The sequence below is a fragment of the Curtobacterium sp. AC272 genome, assembly GCF_979258155.1.
In genome coordinates this window covers 1,173,926-1,195,437 of record NZ_OZ409838.1, presented here as the reverse complement: position 1 = coordinate 1,195,437, position 21,512 = coordinate 1,173,926, and the positions used below count along the sequence as shown (strand labels likewise).

At 71.2% G+C, this 21,512-nt stretch carries 15 protein-coding genes, 1 tRNA gene and 5 pseudogenes; 16 read left to right on the top strand and 5 right to left on the bottom strand.

Annotated features, from left to right (window positions below):
• Nucleotides 1–417: 417 nt before the first annotated feature.
• The 12 genes and pseudogenes from ACZZ0J_RS05915 (at nucleotide 418) to ACZZ0J_RS05860 (ending at nucleotide 10,476) form a co-directional block, all read left to right on the top strand.
• A pseudogene (locus ACZZ0J_RS05915) lies at nucleotides 418–1,529 on the top strand (CpaF family protein).
• 59 nt (nucleotides 1,530–1,588) lie between these two features.
• Nucleotides 1,589–2,452, top strand: coding sequence for a type II secretion system F family protein (locus tag ACZZ0J_RS05910; RefSeq protein ID WP_463435437.1), 864 nt, complete (start codon nucleotides 1,589–1,591; stop codon nucleotides 2,450–2,452).
• A 22-nt stretch (nucleotides 2,453–2,474) separates the two neighbouring features.
• A complete protein-coding gene (locus ACZZ0J_RS05905; protein WP_159573157.1) occupies nucleotides 2,475–2,687 on the top strand; it encodes a DUF4244 domain-containing protein in 213 nt (70 codons plus the stop codon).
• A complete protein-coding gene (locus ACZZ0J_RS05900; protein WP_463435435.1) occupies nucleotides 2,671–3,054 on the top strand; it encodes a TadE family type IV pilus minor pilin in 384 nt (127 codons plus the stop codon). Before ACZZ0J_RS05905 ends, ACZZ0J_RS05900 begins: the two co-directional genes overlap by 17 nt.
• Nucleotides 3,051–3,500 (top strand): hypothetical protein, encoded by a 450-nt coding sequence (locus ACZZ0J_RS05895; protein WP_463435433.1) that lies wholly within the window; start codon nucleotides 3,051–3,053, stop codon nucleotides 3,498–3,500. The genes ACZZ0J_RS05900 and ACZZ0J_RS05895 overlap by 4 nt, the downstream gene beginning before the upstream one ends.
• Nucleotides 3,476–6,282 (top strand): annotated as a pseudogene (gene topA, locus ACZZ0J_RS05890) (type I DNA topoisomerase). The gene ACZZ0J_RS05895 and the pseudogene topA overlap by 25 nt, the downstream one beginning before the upstream one ends.
• On the top strand, nucleotides 6,279–6,914 hold the full coding sequence (gene tmk / locus ACZZ0J_RS05885; RefSeq protein ID WP_159573160.1) for a dTMP kinase: 636 nt from the start codon (nucleotides 6,279–6,281) through the stop codon (nucleotides 6,912–6,914). The pseudogene topA and the gene tmk overlap by 4 nt, the downstream one beginning before the upstream one ends.
• A gap of 61 nt (nucleotides 6,915–6,975) precedes the next feature.
• Nucleotides 6,976–8,118 carry a DNA polymerase III subunit delta' gene (locus tag ACZZ0J_RS05880; RefSeq protein ID WP_463435430.1) on the top strand — a complete coding sequence of 381 codons (1,143 nt, stop codon included), beginning with the start codon at nucleotides 6,976–6,978 and terminating at the stop codon, nucleotides 8,116–8,118.
• Between the two features lie 48 nt (nucleotides 8,119–8,166).
• Nucleotides 8,167–8,802 carry a TetR/AcrR family transcriptional regulator gene (locus ACZZ0J_RS05875; RefSeq protein ID WP_463435428.1) on the top strand — a complete coding sequence of 212 codons (636 nt, stop codon included), beginning with the start codon at nucleotides 8,167–8,169 and terminating at the stop codon, nucleotides 8,800–8,802.
• Between the two features lie 46 nt (nucleotides 8,803–8,848).
• Nucleotides 8,849–8,921: transfer RNA gene (locus ACZZ0J_RS05870), tRNA-Thr, on the top strand.
• A 194-nt stretch (nucleotides 8,922–9,115) separates the two neighbouring features.
• Complete coding sequence (locus tag ACZZ0J_RS05865) at nucleotides 9,116–9,922, top strand: glycoside hydrolase family 16 protein (RefSeq protein ID WP_159573048.1); 807 nt, start codon at nucleotides 9,116–9,118, stop codon at nucleotides 9,920–9,922.
• Between the two features lie 113 nt (nucleotides 9,923–10,035).
• Nucleotides 10,036–10,476, top strand: coding sequence for a BLUF domain-containing protein (locus tag ACZZ0J_RS05860; protein WP_123338900.1), 441 nt, complete (start codon nucleotides 10,036–10,038; stop codon nucleotides 10,474–10,476).
• 15 nt (nucleotides 10,477–10,491) lie between these two features.
• Here ACZZ0J_RS05860 and ACZZ0J_RS05855 read toward each other — a convergent pair whose 3' ends face one another.
• Nucleotides 10,492–11,856: an HAD family acid phosphatase gene (locus ACZZ0J_RS05855; protein WP_463435424.1), complete on the bottom strand. Its 1,365-nt coding sequence runs from the start codon at nucleotides 11,854–11,856 to the stop codon at nucleotides 10,492–10,494.
• Between the two features lie 431 nt (nucleotides 11,857–12,287).
• Here ACZZ0J_RS05855 and ACZZ0J_RS05850 point away from each other — a divergent pair, with 431 nt between their 5' ends.
• The 4 genes and pseudogenes from ACZZ0J_RS05850 to ACZZ0J_RS05835 all read left to right on the top strand — a co-directional run bounded on the left by ACZZ0J_RS05850 (nucleotide 12,288) and on the right by ACZZ0J_RS05835 (nucleotide 17,052).
• On the top strand, nucleotides 12,288–13,283 hold the full coding sequence (locus ACZZ0J_RS05850) for a Gfo/Idh/MocA family protein (RefSeq protein ID WP_463435422.1): 996 nt from the start codon (nucleotides 12,288–12,290) through the stop codon (nucleotides 13,281–13,283).
• 73 nt (nucleotides 13,284–13,356) lie between these two features.
• Nucleotides 13,357–14,865, top strand: a complete 1,509-nt coding sequence (gene dacB / locus ACZZ0J_RS05845; RefSeq protein ID WP_463435420.1) for a D-alanyl-D-alanine carboxypeptidase/D-alanyl-D-alanine endopeptidase — start codon at nucleotides 13,357–13,359, stop codon at nucleotides 14,863–14,865.
• A gap of 23 nt (nucleotides 14,866–14,888) precedes the next feature.
• Nucleotides 14,889–15,508: pseudogene (locus ACZZ0J_RS05840) on the top strand (isochorismatase family protein).
• 74 nt (nucleotides 15,509–15,582) lie between these two features.
• Entirely contained in the window at nucleotides 15,583–17,052 is a 1,470-nt protein-coding gene (locus ACZZ0J_RS05835; protein ID WP_463438147.1) for an NAD-dependent succinate-semialdehyde dehydrogenase, read from the top strand.
• Between the two features lie 19 nt (nucleotides 17,053–17,071).
• Here ACZZ0J_RS05835 and ACZZ0J_RS05830 read toward each other — a convergent pair.
• The 4 genes and pseudogenes from ACZZ0J_RS05830 to ribA all read right to left on the bottom strand — a co-directional run.
• A pseudogene (locus ACZZ0J_RS05830) lies at nucleotides 17,072–18,924 on the bottom strand (ABC transporter ATP-binding protein).
• 7 nt (nucleotides 18,925–18,931) lie between these two features.
• Complete coding sequence (locus tag ACZZ0J_RS05825; protein WP_123292166.1) at nucleotides 18,932–19,147, bottom strand: helix-turn-helix domain-containing protein; 216 nt, start codon at nucleotides 19,145–19,147, stop codon at nucleotides 18,932–18,934.
• Between the two features lie 141 nt (nucleotides 19,148–19,288).
• Complete coding sequence (locus ACZZ0J_RS05820) at nucleotides 19,289–20,668, bottom strand: MFS transporter (protein ID WP_131881370.1); 1,380 nt, start codon at nucleotides 20,666–20,668, stop codon at nucleotides 19,289–19,291.
• A 188-nt stretch (nucleotides 20,669–20,856) separates the two neighbouring features.
• Nucleotides 20,857–21,498: pseudogene (gene ribA, locus ACZZ0J_RS05815) on the bottom strand (GTP cyclohydrolase II); the annotation flags it as partial.
• Nucleotides 21,499–21,512: the final 14 nt, after the last annotated feature.

Sequence of the window (21,512 nt, the reverse complement as noted above, 5' to 3'; positions counted from 1 at the left end):
ATCGTGGGGTACAGTAGTTCCTGCTGGACTCGTTTCCGGCGGCACCGAATCGGATTCCCCCAATCCTTCGGTGTCCAGGCGGCACCAGTTCCCCCAACCGGTGCCGCCTCTTCTTTTGTCCGGGGTCCGGCTCGAGCGGTCAGCGCTCGCCGACCGCCGACGATCGGCGGCGATCCGCACGGGGACGCCGGTCGAGTGGACAGACCGGTACATGCTCACGCATGGAACGGTCGGCGGGCTCGTAGCAATTGCTACTCCGTCTCGGCGCCCGCGATCGACGGGACCTGCTCGTGTGGTCTGCCGTCGCGCCGTGTCGGGTACTCCTCACTGAGTGGGGTACGGCTTTCCGTTTCGGGGACAAATCGGTCCGTTGGTACCATCGGCGCTTACCTCTCCACAGGCTGGTTGTGGCACCGGATGCCGAAAACGGCTCTCCTCCTACGCTCTGGCGTCATGCGCCGTCACCGTGCCACGCCGTCCCTGCCCGGGTCCGGGCCCTTCCTGCCGGGGGCCGGGCCGTCCCTGCCTGGGGCGGGGGCTCTTCCGCCGGGGGTTCTTCCGCCGGGGGCTGCCGCTGCCGCCCTTCGGCGCCGGACGCACGGTGTCGTCGAGTTCGAGGAACTCGCCGGGCTCGTGACGGACGCCCGGGTCACCGACGTCCTGGTCGTCGGCGGCGTCGGCACCTGGATCGACCGTGGTGGCGGACTCGAAACCGCCGCGCCGCGCCTGACCGAGGCGCGCACCCGCGAGCTCGCCACGCGCCTGGTGGCGCTCGGCGGACGCCACGTCGACGAGACCACGCCGTGCGCCGACGTCCGCCACGGCGACGGGATCCGGGTGCACGTCGTGCTCGCCCCGGTCTCGGTGGGCGGCACGGCGATCTCGATCCGGCTCCCACACCCCGCCCGGCCGACCCTCGCCGCGCTCGAGCGCGCCGGCACCTTCGAGCACGTGCCGCGTTCCGTCGTCGAGGACGCCGTGCACCGGCGCCGCAACGTCCTCGTCACCGGCGCAACCGGCAGCGGCAAGACCACCCTGCTCGCCGCGATGCTCGGCGCCGTCCCGGCCGACGAGCGGATCGTCACGGTCGAGGACGTCGCCGAGCTGCGCATCGCCCATCCGCACGTGGTCGCACTCGAAGCGCGGCAGGCGAACGCCGAGGGCGTCGGCGCGCTCGGCCTCGACCGGCTCGTGCGTGAGGCCCTGCGGATGCGCCCGGACCGGATCGTCGTGGGGAGTGCCGCGGTGCCGAGGTCCGCGAGCTCGTGTCCGCGCTGAACACGGGCCACGACGGGGGCGCCGGCACCGTGCACGCCAACGGTGTCGCGGACGTCGCCGCTCGGCTCGAGGCGCTCGGCGCCCTCGCCGGGCTCGGCGTCGAGGCGCTGGCCCGACAAGCGGTCAGCGCGTTCGACCTGGTGCTCCACGTCGAGCGTCGGGCAGGCGGACGACGGCTCGTCGCGGTGGGCGCGTTCCACGTCGGGTCGGACGGGAGGCTCGTGGTGCGCCCGGTGGACGGAGCACCGTGAGCACGGGGTCGCTCCTGGGGCGTCGGGCCCGGCGTCCTGTGCGGTTCGACCCGGCGCGCGTGGCCGGCACCCTCGACCGGGTCGCGACGCTCGTCGCCGCCGGGGTCCCGCCGCCGCGGGCCTGGGAACTCGTCGGCCGGCTCCCCGCAGGGACCGCTCCCGCGTCCGCGGACATCGCCGTCGTCCTGCGGGTCGCGGACCGGACCGGCGCCCCCGTCGCGGAGACGCTCGGGGCCCTCGCCGGAGCGCTCCGCCGATCGGCAGCGTCGGACCGGGCGATCCGGGTCGCCCTCGCCGGCCCGCGCACCAGCGCCCGCGTCGTCCTGGCGCTGCCGTTGTTCGGCCTCGGACTCGGGGCCGCGTGGGGCTCCGGAGCGGTGCAGGTCCTCACGAGCTCGCCGCTCGGCTGGGTCTGCTCGGCGCTCGCGGCCGTGCTCGTCCTGTCCGGGCGTGCCTGGACCGCGCGGCTCGTCCGGTCGGCGACGCCGGACGGACGCGTGCCCGGAGTCGTCCTCGACGCCTGGGCGGTGGCCGTCGCGGGCGGCGGTTCGTGGATCGACGCCGGCGAGGCGGTCCGTCGTGCCGCCGACGGGATCGTCCCGCCGGCTGCCGACGTGGTCCGCCTCCGCGAGGTCCTCGACCTGGCCAGGCGAGCGGGCGTGCCCGCGGCGGGACTGCTGCGCCGCGCCGCCGAGGACGTCCGTGACGACGCTGCTGCCGCAGGCCTTCACCGCGGCCGAGCGCCTGGCCGTCCGACTGGTGCTGCCGCTCGGTGTCTGCATCCTGCCCGCGTTCGTGCTCGTCGGGGTGGTCCCCGTCGTGGTCGGAGTCCTCTCCTCCACCGTCGTCGGTGCGCGATGACCTCTCCACAGATGCCGATCGAGGCCCTGATCGCCCGGTCGCCACGCGCCACGCTGGGATGACCGCAACAGAAGGGACGAACCCATGAGCACCACCTCGAACCGAATCCGTCGGGCCAACCGCGTCGTCGAGCGGCTCCGCGCCGTCGCACAGGACGACCAGGGGTCCGCGACCGCCGAGTACGCGGTCGTCATCCTCGCCGCCGTGGCGTTCGCCGGCGTGCTCGTCGCCGTCATGCGCTCGGGCGAGGTGCAGACCATCCTCACCGAGCTCGTCCGCGGTGCCCTGTCGCTGTGACCACGAGCGGCGCTCCGACCGGGGCTCCGACCGGGGCTCGGTCACGGTCGAGTTCGCGGTCGTGCTGCCCGCCGTCGCGCTCGTCCTCACCCTGCTCGTCGCGGCCGTGCTGGTCGTCGACGGACAGGGACGCCTCCAGTCGGCCGCCGCGGCGGCCGCGCGGGGCGTCGGGCGTGGGGACGACGCCGTCGGACTCGCCGCCGCCGAGCAGATCGCGCCGGGATCCTCCGTCACGATCCGGCGCACCGACGACCTGGTCTGCGTCGACGCCACGCGCGGCAGCACCGGTCCGTTCCTCGGCGCTGCCGCTCCGGGCGACGGCGTGTGCTGCGGCCGGGGGACGCTGACCCCGAGCGCGGTTCGGTGACCGTGCTCGTCGCCGCCGTCCTCGGCGTCGGGGTGCTCGTCGCGTCGTCGGCGCTCGCCGCCGCCGGACACCGCACGCAGGCGGTCCGGGCCGGGGACGCCGCCGACGCCGCCGCGACCTCGGCCGCAGCGACGTCCATCGGACTCCTGACGGGGTCGCCGTGCGACGTCGCCGAGCGGGTCGCACGGGCGAACGGCTCGTCCCTCGTGGCCTGCGACCTCGCTGCCGCGATGGCCCGGGTGCGGGTGGTCGTCGGCTCCGGACCGTTCGCCGTCGGCGCATCCGCGGTCGCCGGTCCGGCGGACGACCACCCCGACCACGGTGTGTATGGTGTGCCTGTCGGCCACCGGTCACCGATGTCCCGGGCGACCCGGACACGTTCGTGTCCAGGGCCGACCAGCACCACGGATCAAGGAGACACGTGCCAGGCACGAAGAAGCTCGTGATCGTCGAGAGCCCTGCGAAGGCGAAGACGATCGCGCAATACCTCGGTGACGGATACGAAGTCCAGGCCTCGGTCGGACACATCCGCGACCTCGTCGAGCCCAAGAACCTGCCGGCCGAGCTCAAGAAGGGCTCCCTCGGCAAGTTCTCGGTGGACGTCGACAACGGCTTCGAGCCGTACTACGTCGTGTCCGACGCCAAGAAGAAGACGGTCGCCGAGCTCAAGCGTGCGCTCAAGGATGCCGACGAGCTCTACCTCGCAACAGATGAAGACCGCGAGGGTGAAGCGATCGCCTGGCACCTGCTCCAGGTCCTCAAGCCGAAGGTCCCCGTCAAGCGGATGGTCTTCCACGAGATCACGAAGGAGGCGATCCAGCGTGCGCAGGAGGCCACCCGTGAGCTCGACACCGCCCTCGTCGACGCGCAGGAGACCCGCCGCATCCTCGACCGCCTCTACGGGTACGAGGTCTCGCCGGTCCTGTGGCGCAAGGTCGCTCCCGGCCTCTCCGCCGGTCGCGTGCAGTCCGCCGCGACCCGGCTCGTGGTCGACCGCGAACGCGAGCGTCTCGCCTTCGTCTCGGCCAACTACTGGGACCTCTCCGCTCGGTTCGAGAAGACGGGGAGTCCTCCTTCTCGGCGCGACTCGCCCGGATCCAGGGCACCCGCGTCGCCTCGGGGCGCGACTTCGACGACCGCGGTGCGCTCAGCGGTGACGTCGTGCGTCTGGACGAGGCCGCAGCCGCCTCGCTGACCACCGTGCTCGAGCGCGCCGGGGACGCCACCGTCCGCAGCGTCGACTCGAAGCCGTACACCCGCCGTCCGGCGGCACCGTTCACCACGTCGACCCTGCAGCAGGAGGCAGCGCGCAAGCTGCGTCTGTCGCCGCGGCAGACGGCGCGTGCGGCGCAGACGCTGTACGAGAACGGGTACATCACCTACATCCGTACCGACTCGGTCTCGCTCTCGAAGCAGGCGATCGACGCGGCCCGCAAGCAGGCGGCCGACCTGTACGGCGCCGCGACCGTGCCGGACAAGCCCCGTCTGTACGCGAGCAAGAGCAAGAACGCGCAAGAGGCGCACGAGGCGATCCGTCCCTCGGGCGACACCTTCCGCACCCCGCAGGAGCTCCAGGGCACGCTCACCGGTGTCGAGTGGCGGCTCTACGACCTCATCTGGAAGCGCACCGTCGCCTCCCAGATGGCGGACGCCAAGGGGTCGACCGCATCGATCGTGCTCGGCATCGCATCGACCGAGTCGGTCGAGGGCATCACGTCGACCGCGAACGGCACGGACGCCGAGTTCACCGCGTCCGGCACCGTCATCACCTTCCGCGGGTTCCTCAGCGCCTACGAAGAAGGCCGCGACGAGGACCGCCACGAGTCGAGCGAGCGTGCCGGTCAGGACGTCGCGCTGCCCGACGTCAAGCAGGGCGAGCACCTCGAGGTGCACGACGTGCTGGCGAAGGGGCACGACACGACGCCGCCGCCGCGCTTCACCGAGGCCAGCCTCATCAAGACGCTGGAAGAGCTCGGGATCGGGCGTCCGTCGACCTACCCGACGATCAGCCCGACGATCATCGACCGCGGCTACGTGTCCCTGCGCGGCACCCAGCTCGTGCCGAACTGGATCGCGTTCAGCGTGGTCCGGCTGCTCGAGGAGTACTTCGGCGAACTGGTGGAGTACGACTTCACCGCCGAGATGGAAGAGGACCTCGACCGGATCGCCCGCGGCGACGCCGACCGGGTCGACTGGCTCAAGGGCTTCTACTTCGGTGGCGGCGACGACGATCAGCGTGGCCTGCGGACCGTCATCGACAACCTCGGCGAGATCGACGCGCGTGAGATCAACTCGGTCGAGCTCGCACCGGGCCTCACCCTGCGGATCGGTCGCTACGGCCCCTACATCGAGGTGCCGAGCGACGACCCGGAGAAGCCGCGTCGCGTCAACGTTCCCGAGGACCTGGCACCCGACGAGCTGACCGTCGAGAAGGCCAAGGAACTCGTCGACGCCCCCGTCATCGGCGACCGCGTCGTGGGCATCAACCCGGACACGGGCAAGGAGGTCCTGGCGAAGGACGGCCGCTTCGGTCCCTACGTCACGGAGCGCACTCCGGAGCCCGAGCCCACCGTCGACCCGAAGACCGGCGAGGTCGTCGACGCCGCAGCCGCCGCCCCGGAGCCCGCAGCGGCCGAGGCCCCCGCCGAGACGACGACCGGCAAGAAGGCCCCGGCGAAGAAGGCCCCGGCGAAGAAGACGACGAAGAAGGCCGCGGCGCCCAAGGAACGGACCGCGTCGCTCTTCAAGTCGATGGACCCGGCGACCGTCGACCTCGAGACCGCGCTGAAGCTCCTCGACCTGCCCCGAGTGGTCGGACAGGACCCGGAGACCGGCAACGACATCACCGCGCAGAACGGTCGCTACGGCCCGTACCTGAAGAAGGGGACGGACACCCGGACGCTCCCGGGCGAGGACGCGATCTTCGACATCGACCTCCCCGGTGCGCTCGAGATCTTCTCGCAGCCGAAGTACGGCGGCAACCGTGCCGCGAGCTCCGCGCTCAAGGAGTTCGAGGCGGACCCCGTGTCCGGCAAGCCGATCAAGATGAAGGACGGCCGGTTCGGCCCCTACGTCACCGACGGCGAGACGAACGCGACGATCCCGAAGGGCGAGGACGTCGAGGCGGTCGACCACGCCCGTGCGGTCCAGCTCATCGCGGACAAGCGCGCTAAGGGCCCCGTCAAGAAGAAGACGCCGGCCCGACGGGCACCGGCGAAGAAGAAGTGACCGGACGGTTCATCACGCTCGAGGGCGGCGACGGCGCGGGCAAGACGACCCAGGCCGAGCTGCTCTCGGCGTGGCTCGTCGAGCACGGCCGCACGGTCCTGCGCACCCGCGAGCCCGGCGGCACCGACCTGGGTCTCCGGATCCGTGAGATCGTGCTGCACGAGCGCGGGCACGTGTCGCCCCGCGCCGAGGCGCTGTTGTACGCGGCAGACCGGGCACACCACGTCGAGACGGTGGTCCGTCCCGCGATCGCCCGTGACGAGGTCGTGCTGCAAGACCGGTACATCGACTCGTCGGTCGCCTACCAGGGCGTCGCGCGCGGTCTGGGCTCCGAGCACATCCGCTCGGTGTCGGAGTGGGCGGCGGACGGCCTGGCGCCGGACCTGACGATCCTGCTCGACCTCGACGTGACGGTCGGACGCGCCCGGGTCGCCGCGGCCCGTGGTGACACGTTCGACCGCCTGGAGTCCGAGGCCGAGGCGTTCCACGAGTCGGTGCGACGAGCGTTCCTGGACATGGCGGCGGCCGAACCCGACCGCTTCCTGGTGGTCGACGCCGGCGGCTCCACCGAGGACGTGCAGCGTGCGATCCGTGCCGCGGTCGCCCCACTCGTCGCGATCGACCCGGCATGACCGTGGTCGCCCGCGTGACGGTGGTCGCCCGCGTGACGGTGGTCGCTGACAGGATGGTCCCGTGAGCGTGTGGGACGGCCTGACCGGGCAGGAAGAAGCAGTCGCCTCCCTCCGGAACGCCGCGGAGTCGACCGACGGCACCGGCGGCATGACGCACTCGTGGCTGATCACGGGTCCCCCCGGGTCCGGACGGTCGAACGTGGCGACGGCGTTCGCGGCGGCCCTCGTGGGCAACGGTCCCGACGACGACCACACTCTGCAGCAGATCACCGCGAAGACCCACCCCGACGTGTCGGTGCTCACGACGCAGCGCGTGATCATCACCATCGACGAGATCCGGCAGCTCGTGACGTCGTCGTACTACTCGCCCTCGGTCGGGCGGTACCGCATCGTCATCATCGAGGACGCCGACCGCATGACGGAACGCACCTCGAACCTGCTGCTCAAGGCGCTGGAAGAACCTCCGGAGCGCACGGTCTGGATCCTCTGCGCCCCGAGTGAAGCGGACCTGCTGCCCACCATCCGGTCGCGCGTCCGCTCCGTCCGCCTCCGGGTCCCCGGGATCGAGTCCGTCGCCGACCTGCTCGTCGCCCGCACCGGCATCGACCGTGCCCTCGCGATGGACGCTGCGCGGCAGGCACAGAGCCACATCGGCATGGCGCAACGCCTGGCGACGAGTGAAGACGCCCGCGATCGTCGACGCCGCACCCTGACGACCGTGCTCGGAGTCCGGAGCGTCGGTGACGCCGTGATGGCCGCTGCCGACCTGCTCGCCGTCGCCGACGAGGACGCCAAGGCCATCACGCAGCAGCGCGACTCCGAGGAGCGCGATGCCGCACTGCGATCGCTCGGCATCGGACCCGGCGGCACGATCCCGCCGGCCCTCCGCTCGCAGCTCCGGCTGCTCGAGGACGACCAGAAGCGCCGTGCGACCCGCAGCCTGCGCGACGGTCTCGACCGCATCCTGGTCGACGTGTCCTCGCTGTACCGCGACCTGCTCCTGCTCGGTCTCGGTGCCCCGGCGGAACCCGTCAACCTGGCGATGCGCGACCACCTCGACCAGGCCCTGCAGTCGGTCACGCCGGCCGCGGCGCTCGAGGTGCTCGACGCGATCGCCCTCGCCAGGCAAAGGATCGCCGCGAACGTGGCGGCGTTGCTCGCGCTCGAGGCGCTGCTCGTCACGATCGCCCGCGTCCGGCACTGACCGTGACGGACTCTCCCCGCGGCGAGTGGGGCATGGGACAATCACGGCATGCCCGACGCTGAACCCGGCCTCCGCGAACGGAAACGCCGCGCCACCCGCCGCGCCATCCAGGCGGCGGCGCTCCGCATCGCGATCGAGGACGGCCTCGGAGCGGTCACCGTGGACGAGATCTCGCGTCGAGCCGACGTCTCACCCCGCACGTTCTTCAACTACTTCCCGAGCAAGGAACAGGCGATCCTCGGGGACGACCCGGAGCTGCCCGACGATCCTGCGCTGCAGGAGTTCGTCGACGGCGGACCGGACGGCGACCTGCTGTCGGACCTCGGTGCACTGCTCGTGCACTCGACGCAGGAGCTCATCGAGGAACGTGGACTCATCGAGGAACGACAGCAGGTGCTCCGGGCGAACCCTGAGCTGTTCAGCCGGCGCATGGAGTCGATGAAGGAGTTCCAGGCCGAGATCCAGGCGGCGGTCGCCCGGCGGCTCGAACGCGAGGACCCCGAGCTCGCTGCGGACCCCGATGCGCTCCGCCGTCGGGCGCGCCTGGCGTCGATCGTGGCGCTCGGTGCGCTCCGGCACGCTTGGTGGGAGTGGTCCGGGTCCGAGGCCGGTTCGCACCTGGTCGACGAGCTCCGCAGGTCCTTCGCCGAGCTCGGCGTGCTCGTTTCGCGTTCACTCGTCTGAGCCTGTATAGTCATTGATCGTGCCGCTCCGGGTTCGGAGCGAGCGCGCCGCCTTAGCTCAGTCGGTAGAGCGATTCACTCGTAATGAATAGGTCGTCGGTTCGATTCCGACAGGCGGCTCAGCACACATCCCCGGTCACGGATCTGCATCAGGTCCTGACCGGGGATTTTTCTGTTGGCGTGAAGCCGCACGCTTCGGCTGCAGGACAGACAGGGGCACGGGGCCCGGGATAGCGTGACGACGTCGCGGGGGTCCCTGCGACGCAAGAACCACATCGCCCAGCCTCCTCCGGCGGACGATCGATGGAGGCACCGTGCTCACCCGTGTGACGATGATCGTCCTCGTGGGTGCGGCGGCAGCGGCACTCGCCGTGAGCGCCGCCGCAGTTCCCGAATCCAGCCGCTCGTCGGCAGCCGCTGCGTCCCAGGGGCAGCAGACGAACGCGACGCCACTGCGGGCGGACGGGCCCGCCGTCCGCCCCGACCCGACGATCGGCCGGGTGCCGACCTTCTCGGTCGACTTCGACACACCGGCGGCGGCGGACGGGCCGTTCGCTGCGACGTACGCGCAGTCGTGGCAGCCGTACCCGGACGGCACCGGTGGACGGTACTGGTCGGGTTCGCAGATCAGCGCGCACGACGGGTACATGGACGTCGCCCTGGACGGCGAGCACGGTGCGGCTGGCACCTTCGGCACCCCGGAGGATGCCTGGTCCCACGTGGGCGGGACGTTCAGCATCCGAGCGCGCGCGACCGGCGGCGCCGACAACGGCGTCGCGGTCATGCTGTGGCCGACGTCGGACGACTGGGGTGATGGCGAGGTCAACTTCCCCGAGGGCAACTTCGACAGCACGCCCCGCGTGTTCCACCACTCGATGGTCCCCGGTCACGAGAAGCGGTTCGACCACTACAACACCCGCGTGTCCTGGAGCTCGTGGCACACGTACACGATGGAGTGGATCCCGGGCCGAGCGGTCAACTACTACCTCGACGGCGAGCTGGTGTACACGGTCGCCCGGAACGTCCCGTCGTCCCCGCACCGCTACATGTTCCAGGTCGGCAACTGGGGTGACCCGGGCCACCTCGAGATCGACTGGGTCCGCACGTACGACCCCCGGTGACGGGTGCGGATCACCGCACGTTCTTCCCCGTTCTGGGGATTCCCGGAAGCGACGTCCATCGGCCACGATCGAGACCGAGCCCACTCCGCGCGTCGAAAGGTCGTCAGGTCGTCATGCTGTTGTCCCTCCTCTACATGAGTGCCGCTGACGAGCCCTTCGACCAGGAACGGCTGGACGCGCTGCTCGAGCACGCCAGGTCACGCAACGCCGCGTCCGGCCTGTCCGGTCTGCTCGTCTACAAGGACGGCCGCTTCATGCAGCTGTTGGAGGGCCCGGAGGACGCCGTGCTCGAGACCTACCAGCGCATCATCGACGACCCTCGCCACACCGACGTCGGCCTGCTCGTCGAGGAGCGCATCCACACGCCGCGCTTCGGCGAGTGGACGATGGCGTTCGACCGCGACGCGGAGACGCCGCTGCCGGACGGGTTCGACGCGTTCCTGGTCGACGGCGACAGCAGTGCGGACACGAGCAAGGCCCGCGCCCTGCTGCGGTGGTTCCGCAACCACCCGCTGGCGGCGCCGGACGCGGCGCTCGGCAAGCACCGCCGCTGAGGGCGTGCGCCGGCCTCAGGGCAGGTAGTACGTCGGGTTCGGCAGCTTGACGCTGCGGTCCGCCGAGCCCCCGAGCAGGTCGCTGTACTGGTCGCCGAAGTTCGCGACCACGTCGTACCGGCCGCCCGATCGTGACTCGATGTGCGCCCGGGTCTGCGACTTGTACTCGACGGTGGTGCACTTCGCCGTGGCGCAGGTGATGTACGACGGCTGCTGCGACGCCCCGACCCCGGTCCACTTCGTGTAGTACGTCTCGGTGCCGCGCGTCGTCGCCGAGAACTGCGGGGAGCCGACGCGCTGCAGGTTGTCGATGGTGGCCTTCTCCTGATCGGCGTTCCGGCCGGTCAGCCCGATGACCGTGCAGCCGGAACGCTGTGCGATCGACACGAGCGAGGTCATCGACGGGGTCGCGGGGAACCGTTCGTCCTGCACCCACTCGTCCTGCAGCGCGGGGTCGAAGACGAAGTGCATGTCCGCGACCTCCATGTCGTACGTCCACAGGGTGGTGTCGTCGGCGTCGAGCACGATCGCGGGGTTGCGGTGCAGCTTGCGGCCGACGGCGCACTGGGCGGCGACGACGGGGGCCTGCCGCCGGACGAGGGACCGCATCTCGCGGATGTAGGGGGAGTCGGTCCGGTTCGCCAGGCCCGTGCCGGGGTCGCCGTAGTAGGTGGCGATGGTCTTCTTGACGGAGTCGATGTTCGGGATGCCCTCACCGGACTGCGTCGCACCGGAGGAGCCGTCGGCCGCCATCGTGAACTGCGTCCGTGGGGACAGCCGGGGCTCGGAGACGCCGGGCAGGTCGGCCGAGGGCAGGGAGTAGGTGGGGTTCGGTAGCTTGAGGGACCGCTCGGCGTACCCGCCCTGCAGGTCGCTCCACTGGTCGCCGATGTTCAGCGTGATGTCGTAGCCGAGGTCCTGCTCGATGTGCTTGCGGGTCAGGGCCTTGTACTCGACGGTCGTGCAGCTCGCGGCGGCGCAGGTCACGTACGACGGCTGCTGCGAGGCGCCCTTGCCGGTCCACTTCGTGAAGAAGTGGTCCTCGGTGAAGGCGGTGTAGCCGACCTTCGACAGGTTCTGCACGGTCGCGGTCTTCTGGTCGTCGTTCCGGCCGGTCAGTCCGAAGACGGTGAAGCCCATCGCGGCGGCGCGGTTGACGAAGCCGACCATGGACGGGGTGGCGGCGAAGCGTTCGTCCTGCACCCACTCGTCCTGCCGTGCGGGGTCGAAGACGAAGTGCATGTCCGCGACCTCCATGTCGTACGTCCACAGGGTGGTGTCGTCGGCGTCGAGGACGATCGCGGGCTTCTCGCCGTGCCGGACGGCACGGTCGTGGATGCGCTGCAGCGACGCTCCCTGGCGGGCGACGATCGATCGCATCTCGCGGATGTAGGGGAGTCGGTCCGGTTCGCCAGGCCCGTGCCGGGGTCGCCGTAGTAGGTGGCGATTGTCTTCTTGACGGAGTCGATGTTCGGGATGCCCTCGCCGCCCTGCGTCGCACCGGACGCGCCGTCGGCAGTCATCGTGAAGTGCGTCCGCGGCGTCAGGCCGGCGTCGGCCGAGGGCCCCGGTCCGTGTCCTGGGTCGCCCCACCCGTGTGCGCTGGCCGGACCGCCGACGAGGGTGGACGTGAGGACGATCGCGGCGCTGGTGGCGACGACGGAGAGGACGGAACGGCGCATGGAAGACCTGCACACCTTCGACTCGGGGAGGAGTGACCCCCGGATGGGGGATCTCGCAGCACGTTAGCTGGCAATCACCCGTGGAGTCCATACCAAAGTGCTGCGGCCAGTCCTGGTAGACATGGCCCCATGACGGTTCGCTGGGGAGTCATCGGCACGGGCGGCATCGCCCGGTCCTTCGTCGGCGACTGCGTCGCCGCGGGCATCGAGTTCACGGCGGTCGGCAGCCGCACCCGCGACGGTGCCGAGGCGTTCGCGGCGGAGTTCGGCATCCCACGGGCGCACGGCTCCTACGAGGACCTCGTCGCCGACGACACGGTCGACGCCGTGTACGTCGCGACCCCGCACGTCCGGCACGCCGAGGACGCCCTGCTCGCGATCCGCGCCGGCAAGCACGTCCTCGTCGAGAAGGCCTTCACGATGACGGCGGCCGAGGCACGGACCGTGGTCGATGCCGCCCGTCGAGCCGGTGTCGCGGTGACCGAAGCGATGTGGACCCGGTTCCTGCCGCAGATGGCGATGATCCGCGAGGTCCTGGCCGAGGGGCGCATCGGCCGGCCGGTGCTCGTCGAGGCGACGCACCACCAGGCCCTGCCCACCGACCCGTCGCACCGGCTGCGCGATCCGGCCCTCGGCGGTGGAGCCCTGCTGGACCTGGGCGTGTACCCGGTGTCCTTCGCCGTCGACGTGCTGGGGGTGCCCACCTCGCTGGTCGCGGCCGGCACGCTGAGCGAGCAGGGCGTCGACACGCAGATGGGCATGGTCCTGACGCACGAGGGCGGCGCGCAGTCGATGGTGCACTTCGGGATGGACGTGCGCAGTCCGAACACCGCCTCGGTCATCGGGGAAGCGGGGCGCATCGACGTCGACTCGACCTGGTACACCCCGACGACCTGGCGGATCCGCGACCGCGACGGTGTCGTGGTCGAGGAGTTCGACGCGCGCGAGGAGCTCGCCGGCTACGGCCACGAGGCGCGCGCGTTCGAGGCGATGGTCACGTCCGGCGTGCACGAGGGCGGTCCGATGGACGCCGAACAGTCGGTCGCGATCATGGCCGTCATGGACGAGGCCCGCCGCCAGGTCGGCGTGCACTACCCCGCGGACGACCCCTCAACAGCGCCCTGATCCGGGCCGCGTCGTCCACATCGGGACGATCCGGCCTGGAGGCTCCTGCCGCAGTTCCGTAGGATCGGTCGCGATGTCCGAGCAGCAGCCCACCCCGCCTTCCGTACTGGAGCGTGTCCGCGCCGCCGTCGCAGCCGCGCGCGCCTCCGCCGTGCGCCGCCCGGTGCCCTGGATCGCCGGTGGGCTCGCAGCCCTGCTCGTGGTCGGTTCGGGCGGGGCCGTCGCGGTCGCCGCCGCGATGACACCGGACACGGGTACGACGGCCGCGCCGGCGACCACGTCGCGCGCGACCTCGACCCCGAGCCGGTCGACCGCCACCACGAAGCGACCGACGAGCACGCCGACACCCACCCCGGACGCCCGCGCCGTGCCGAAGGACCCGGCCGGCCCGTCCGCGCTGCGTACCTGCTCGATCGCCGGTGCGGCGTCGGCGAGCGGTCTCGGCGCGTTCGAGGGGTACGTCATGGACGCGAAGACCGGCGAGGTCCTGTTCTCGAAGGACGGCGACAAGGCCGCCCAGACCGGCAGCGTCATGAAGACCCTGACGACGGCGACGGCGCTCGCGGTGCTCGGCGGCGACCACCGCATCCCGACCACCGTCACGCAGGAGTCCGGCGGGACCATCGCGCTGGTCGGGCACGGCGACGCCACGCTGTCCGCCGGCAACGGCACGGTCTACCCGGGGGCCCCGACGCTCGCGCAGCTCGCCCAGCAGGTCAAGGCGAAGGTCGGCAACACCCCCGTCACCACCATCGTGACCGATGACACGTACTGGAGCGACGCCGACGCGTGGGACCCCACGTGGCCGGTGTCCGAGCGCACCATCGGGTACCAGCCGAAGGTCACGGCGCTCATGGTCGACGGTGACCGGGCGAACCCGGCCGCGGCGACCTCGCCCCGGTCCGAGGACCCGGTCGGCCGTGCGGGCACCGCGTTCCGGACGGCACTGGCGAACGCCGGGGTCGCCGGGGCCGGGTCGGCACAGATCGTCAAGCGCGCCACGACCAGCACGAACACCATCGCGACGGTCTCGTCGCAGCCGGTGTCGACGCTGATCGGGCAGATGATCCCGAACTCGGACAACACCCTCGCCGAGATGCTCGCCCGGGTGTCGTCGAAGGAGTCCGGCTCGAACGGGTCGGCGGCCTCGCTGACCTCGGTGTACCGGTCGGCGCTCGGCTCCTACGGCGTCGACCCGGCCGGCATCGTCATCAAGGACGGCTCGGGCGAGAGCGCCGTCAACGCGGTGTCGCCGAACTTCGTCGCCCACCTCATGGTGCAGGTCGCCGCCGGTGCGAAGGGTCTCGGCACCCTCGCGAACGCCCTGCCCGTGTCGGGCCAGTCCGGCACCCTCGCCAGCCGCTTCACCGGCGCGAACGCCGTCGCCCGCGGCAAGGTGCACGCGAAGACCGGGTGGATCGACAGCGCGAACACTCTCGGCGGGTACATCGACGCCGCGGACGGATCGCGCCTGACCTTCGCGTTCTACGCCATCGGGTCGTCGCGCGCGGCCGCGCTGCCGGCGCTCGACGCGGTGACCGCTGAGGCCTACTCGTGCGGGAGCAAGCTCACCGACTCCTGAGTCACCGGGTGTTGGATGGGCCCATGGCACGGGCTCTCCTCATCGTCGACGTCCAGAACGACTTCACCGAGGGCGGTGCGCTCGGCGTCACCGGGGCGCGGCCCTCGCGGAACGGATCAGCGCGTTCCTCGGCCGGCACGCCGAGGAGTACGACCTGATCGTCGGCTCCCGCGACTGGCACCACGGCGACGACGACAACGGCGGACACTTCGCCGGACCCGAGGGCCCCGACTTCGTCGACACGTGGCCCGTGCACTGCGTGGCCGACACACCGGGCGCCGAGTACCACCCGGAGCTCGACACCGAGCCGATCGACGTCGACGTCTTCAAGGGCCAGGGCACGCCGGACTACTCGGCGTTCCAGGCCCGGACCGAGTCGGGCGTGCCGTTGCCGGAGATCCTGACCGAGCACCGGGTGCACTCCGTCGACATCGTCGGCATCGCCACCGACCACTGCGTCCGGGCCTCGGCCCTCGACGCCCGCGCTGCCGGCATCGACGTCGCGGTCTACGAGGACCTGGTGGCCGGCGTCGACGACGAGCGCAGTGCCCGCGCGCTCGACGACATCCGAGCGGCCGGCGGGCACGTCGACCGCAGCGACATGGACGAGGGGCTCGCGAACCCCGGAGGAGCACAGCTGTGACCGAGACCAACACCGAGACCGACACCGAGACGAGCACCGACACGAGCACCACGACCGGCGACCTCACCACGACCGTGGGCGACGAGCACGTCACCGTGCACGGCGTCCCGACCGGCCTGTTCATCGGCGGGTCCTGGCGCCCGTCGACGAGCGGCGCGACGTTCGCCGTCCGCGACCCCTCGACCGGCGACGTGCTGGCCGAGGTCGCCGACGCCACCCCTGAGGACGGCATCGCCGCGCTCGACGCCGCGGTCGCCGCACAGCAGGAGTGGGCGGCCACCGCACCGCGCCAGCGCTCCGACGTCCTCCGCCGCGCGTTCGACCTGGTCCGCGCGCACGAGGACGACCTGGCCGCCCTGATGACGCTCGAGATGGGCAAGCCCCTGGCCGAGGCCCGCGGCGAGGTGGTCTACGGCGGCGAGTTCCTCCGCTGGTTCTCGGAAGAGGCCGTCCGCATCGGCGGCGACTACCGCACCAACCCCGAGGGCACCGGACGCGCGATCGTCCTGAAGCGTCCGGTCGGCCCGGTCTACGCGATCACCCCGTGGAACTTCCCCCTCGCCATGGCGACCCGCAAGATCGGCCCCGCACTGGCGGCCGGCTGCACGGTCGTCGTGAAGCCGGCGGAGCTCACGCCGCTGACCACGCTGTTCCTGGTCGAGCTGTTCCGCCGTGCCGGGCTGCCGGACGGCGTGCTCAACGTGGTGCCGTCCCTTGACGCCAAGGGCCTGTCCGAGCCGATCATCGCCGACCGCCGCCTCCGCAAGCTCACCTTCACCGGATCGACGCCGGTCGGGTCCGCGCTCCTCAAGCAGGCGGCGGACAACGTGCTCAGGACGAGCATGGAGCTCGGCGGCAACGCCCCCTTGCTGGTGTTCGACGACGCCGACCTCGACGCTGCCGTCACCGCTGCGATGCTCGCGAAGTTCCGGAACGTCGGCGAGGCCTGCACGGCCGCCAACCGGTTCTTCGTGCAGGACGGCATCGCCGACGCGTTCGTGGCCGCCCTCACTGCGAAGGTCGACGCGCTCCGCATCGGCCGGGGCACCGAGGACGGCACGACGATGGGGCCGCTCATCGACGACCGTGCAGTGGACAAGGCTGCCGGACTCGTCGACGACGCGGTCACCCGCGGCGCGCGGCTCGTCACCGGCGGACACCGCGTCGAGCGGCCCGGCACCTACTACGCGCCCACGGTGCTCGACGACGTGCAGCCGGGTTCGGACATCCTGACGACCGAGATCTTCGGACCGGTCGTGTCGATCACGCGCTTCGCGACCGAGGACGAGGGCATCCGGCTCGCCAACGACACCGAGTTCGGGCTCATCGCCTACGCGTTCACGACGGACTTCCCGCGCGGGCAGCGGCTCGCCGAACGCCTGGAGACCGGGATGCTCGGGCTGAACACCGGCGTCGTGTCGAACGCAGCGTTCCCGTTCGGCGGGGTGAAGTCGTCCGGCCTCGGCCGCGAGGGCTCGCACGAGGGCATCGAGGAGTACCTCGAGACCGTGTACGTGCTCACCCCGGACCCGTTCGCCGCCTGAACGGGCCCGACGGCGGGGCTCAGACCAGCAGCTGGTGCTTCGCCAGGTCGCGGTAGAGCGGCGTCGACTCGACGAGCTCGGAGTGCGTGCCGGCGCCGACGACCCGGCCGTGCTCGAGCACGACGATGACGTCGGAGTCCACCACGGTGGACAGCCGGTGCGCGATGACGAGCAGGGTGCGGTCCTCGGCGACGGCGTCGATCGCCAGCCGCATCTTCTGCTCGTTCACGCCGTCGAGCGACGACGTCGACTCGTCGAGCAGCAGGATCGGGGAGCGGCGAGCAGGGCGCGGGCGATGGCCAGCCGCTGACGCTCGCCGCCGGAGAGCATCACGCCGTCCTCGCCGACCTGGGCATCGAGCCCACGCGGGTCACGGTGCAGCACCTCGCCGAGGTTGACCGCCTCGAGCACGCGGACGCAGTCGTCCTCGGTCGCGTCCGGCGAACCGAGCAGCAGGTTTGCTCGGATGGTGCCGGCGAGCACCGGGGCGTCCTGCTCGACGTAGCCGATCTGGGCGCGGAGCTCCTGGCGGTCCATGCCCCGGACGTCGATGCCACCGAGCCGGATGACGCCGTCGGTGGGGTCGTAGAACCGCTCGATCAGGGCGAGGGTCGTCGACTTGCCAGCACCCGACGGGCCCACGAGTGCGACCCGCGAGCCGCGGGGAACACGGAACGACACGTCGTGGAGCACCACGTCGTCGGCCGGACGCTCGTCGGCGAGCCGATCCGGGCCTCCCGGTCGATCCACCGCGCCGGACGCGACGGCGCCGTCCGGACCGGACGCATCCGCTGCAGCCGCGTACCGGAACGTGACGTGCTCGAACGTGATGGCGTCGTCGGAGGCGACCGCGGCGGCGGGGCGCGCAGCGGCGTCGTCCTGCGCCTCGGTCGGCAGGTGCAGGATCTCCTCGATCCGGCCGAGCGCACCGAGCGCCTGGGCGACCGCGACGGCCGCACCCATCGCCTGGCCGAGCGGCATGATCATCATGAAGAGCAGCAGGATGAACGTGATGAGCGTGGCGATGGTGATGGTGCCCGCGGCGACCTGGGCCCCGCCGACGCCGAGCACGGCGATGAACGCCACCTGCATGACGATGCTCGCGACCGGCACGACGAACGCGGACATCTTCGCGATGTCGAGGCCGCGCTGGTAGGCCTCGGTCGCGTGTCCGTCGACCTCGTGCACCTCGCGCTCGGTAGCACCGGCCGCGCGGATGGTGCGGACGGCGCCGATGCCGCGCTCGACGGCCGCGGTCAGGTCGCCGACCTTCTCCTGCGCACGCTTCGACGCGACCCGGATGCGCCGGCTCAGTCCGCCGACGACCACGATCGCGACCAGGACGATGACGACCACGATCACGAGCAGCAGCGGGTCGATGATCGCCATCGCGATGATCGCGCCGATGAAGGTCAGGGCGCCGCCGATCGACTCGATCAGGCCCTGGGTCAGGACGGCGCGCAGGAGCGTGGTGTCGCTGCCGACGCGGGACACCAGGTCGCCGGTGCGACGGGTGTCGAACTCCGAGATCGGCAGGTTGAGGATGCGGGCGATGAGCTTGCGGCGCGTGGAGAGCACGACGCCCTCGCCCGCACGCTGCAGCAGGAAGTGCTGCACACCGTTCAGGACGCCGGCGACCAGGACGAGGCCGACGAGCAGCCAGACGAGCGTGCTGAGCGTGTTGCCCTGCTGCACCGCCGTGACGACCTGGTTGACGAGCAGCGGCTGCGCGAGCGACGCCCCGGCGCCGAGGATGCTCAGCACGATGATGACGACCATCGCCGGCTTGTTCTCGAACAGGTAGGACAACAGGCGGCCGAAGGTGGCGCGGGGGCCGTCGGTCTTCTTGGGGCGCGCGAAGGGGAGACTCATCGTGTTCCTAGTTTCTGCCGTACTTCTTGTGCACTGCCTGTCGGCTGACACCGAGCAGGGTCGCGATCTCCTGCCACGACGCCCCGGCGTTGCGGGCGGCACGGGCAGCGAGCTCTTCGGTCCGGTCGAGTTCACGGCGGAGCTCGCGCACGTTGGCGAGGGCGGAGAACGGGTCGTCCCCGGAGGCTCCGGCCGCGAGGCTCGTGATGGTCGGTCGGTCCATGGCTGTCAACCTACATTGACGTGCCGATAACTGTCAACCTGAGTTGACGGACAGGGTCGCGCCGTGCGGTGGACGCGACGGCGGACGGACGAGGCCCGGTGCCAGCTGGCACCGGGCCTCCCGTCCGTCCGTGGTGACGCCTCAGGCGTCGGTGAAGTCCTTGCTCTTCGTCTCACGGACGAAGAGCAGCGCGACGAGCGTCACGACGGCGGCGATCGTCAGGTACAGCCCGACCAGGAAGATGTTGCCGTCGGCCTGCCACAGCGCCAGGGCGATCGTCGGTGCGAGCGAGGCACCGAGGATCGACGCGACGTTGTACGCGATCGCCGAGCCGGTGTACCGGACGTTCGTCGGGAACAGCTCCGGCAGCAGCGCACCCATCGGCCCGAAGGTCAGCCCCATCAGGGACAGCCCGACGATCAGGAACGTCACCACCGTGATCGGACCCTGCGACGCCGCGAACCAGAACTGGAACGTCAGACCGAACAGCGCGATGCCGATCGTGGTCGGGATGAGGGTCTTCCGGCGCCCGAACTTGTCGGCCAGGATGCCGGCGATCGGGGTGAAGATGCCGAAGAACACGACGCCGATCATGAGCAGCGTCAGGAACTCACCGCGGCTGTAGCCGAGGCCGACCTTCGGGACGAGCGGACCGGCCTCGGCACCGGTGGTGCCGTACGACAGCGTGAACGTGGTCATGAAGTAGAACAGGACGTACGTCGCGACCATGCCGAACGTGCCGACGATGAGCGCCTTCCACGAGGTGCGGAACACCCGGCCCAGCGGGATCTTCGCGACCGTGCCGGACTCCTGCACGCCGCGGAACACCGGCGACTCGACGAGCTTGAAGCGCACGTAGAGCCCGACGATGACCAGGACCGAGGAGAGCAGGAACGGGATGCGCCAGCCCCACGCCTGGAAGTCGGCGTTCGGGGTGCCGTCGGCACCGGCGGGCATCGCGGCGTTGATCGCGATGAACAGGCCGTTCGCGAGCAGGAAGCCGATCGGTGCGCCGAGCTGCGGCATCGAACCGAAGACGCCGCGCTTGCCCTTGGGGGCGTTCTCGGTGGCGAGCAGTGCCGCACCGGACCACTCGCCGCCGAGGCCGACGCCCTGGGCGAAGCGCATCACGGCGAGCAGGACCGGCGCCCACACGCCGATGGTGCTGAAGGTCGGCAGGCAGCCGATCAGGAACGTCGCGGTGCCCATGACGAGCAGCGACGCGACGAGGGTGGTCTTGCGGCCCACCCGGTCACCGAAGTGCCCGAAGATGATCGACCCGATCGGCCGCGCGAAGAAGGCGAGGGCGAACGTCACGAACGACGACAGCTGCGATGCCGTGGGGTCCTCGTTCGGGAAGAACAGCGTCGGGAAGACGAGGACCGCGGCCGTCGCGTAGACGTAGAAGTCGTAGAACTCGATCGAGGTGCCGACGAGGCTGGCGATGACGACGCGCGAGCGCGGGTTGCCTGCTGGTGCCGGAGCTGAGGTCGGGGTTGCTGGTGCCGGTGCGGCGGTCATGGGTGTCGTGTGGTCTTCCGTGGTGCGCGCTCCTGGCAGGGAGCACGGATACCCGAAACGGCGGACACCGATCGGTTCGCGCAGGGTGGCGCGGGCACCGATCGGGTGCGTTCGGTTGGTGGGGGACCGCTTGTGACGGAAGACAACATCGTACGACAGATGTCGCCCACCTGCGAATCAGCCCAGAGTCAGCTGGCGGCTCCTGCGCCGGCGCCCGCCCCGGCTTCCAGGTGTGCGGGCAGCTGGTGCCCCATCCGATCGCGCTTGGTGTCGAGGTACCCGGCGTTCTGCGCCGAGACGCCGACGACCAGCGGCACGAGCGACTCGACGGTGATGCCGTGCTCCTCGAGCTGGCGACGCTTCTCGGGGTTGTTCGAGAGCAGTCGCACGCGGGTGATCCCGAGTTCGGCGAGGATGCCCGCGGCGCCCCCGTACGCACGGGAGTCGGCCGGCAGCCCGAGCGCCAGGTTGGCGTCGAGCGTGTCGAGGCCGTCCTCCTGCAGTCGGTAGGCCTTGAGCTTGTTGATGAGCCCGATGCCGCGCCCTTCCTGCCCGCGCAGGTAGACCACCACTCCGCCCTCGGCAGCGATGGTGTCGAGCGCGGCGTCGAGCTGGGGCCCGCACTCGCACTTCAGCGAGCCGAACGCCTCGCCGGTCAGGCACTCGGAGTGCACGCGGACCAGGGCGCCGTCGGACGGGGCGGACCCGTCGGGCAGCGCGCCGATGATCGCGACGTGCTCCGCGCCGGTCACGAGGTCGCGGTAGGCGCGCATCTGGAACGTGCCGTGGGTGGTGGGGACGTTCGTCGACACCTCGAACTGGACGGGGCTGCCCGGGGTGGAGG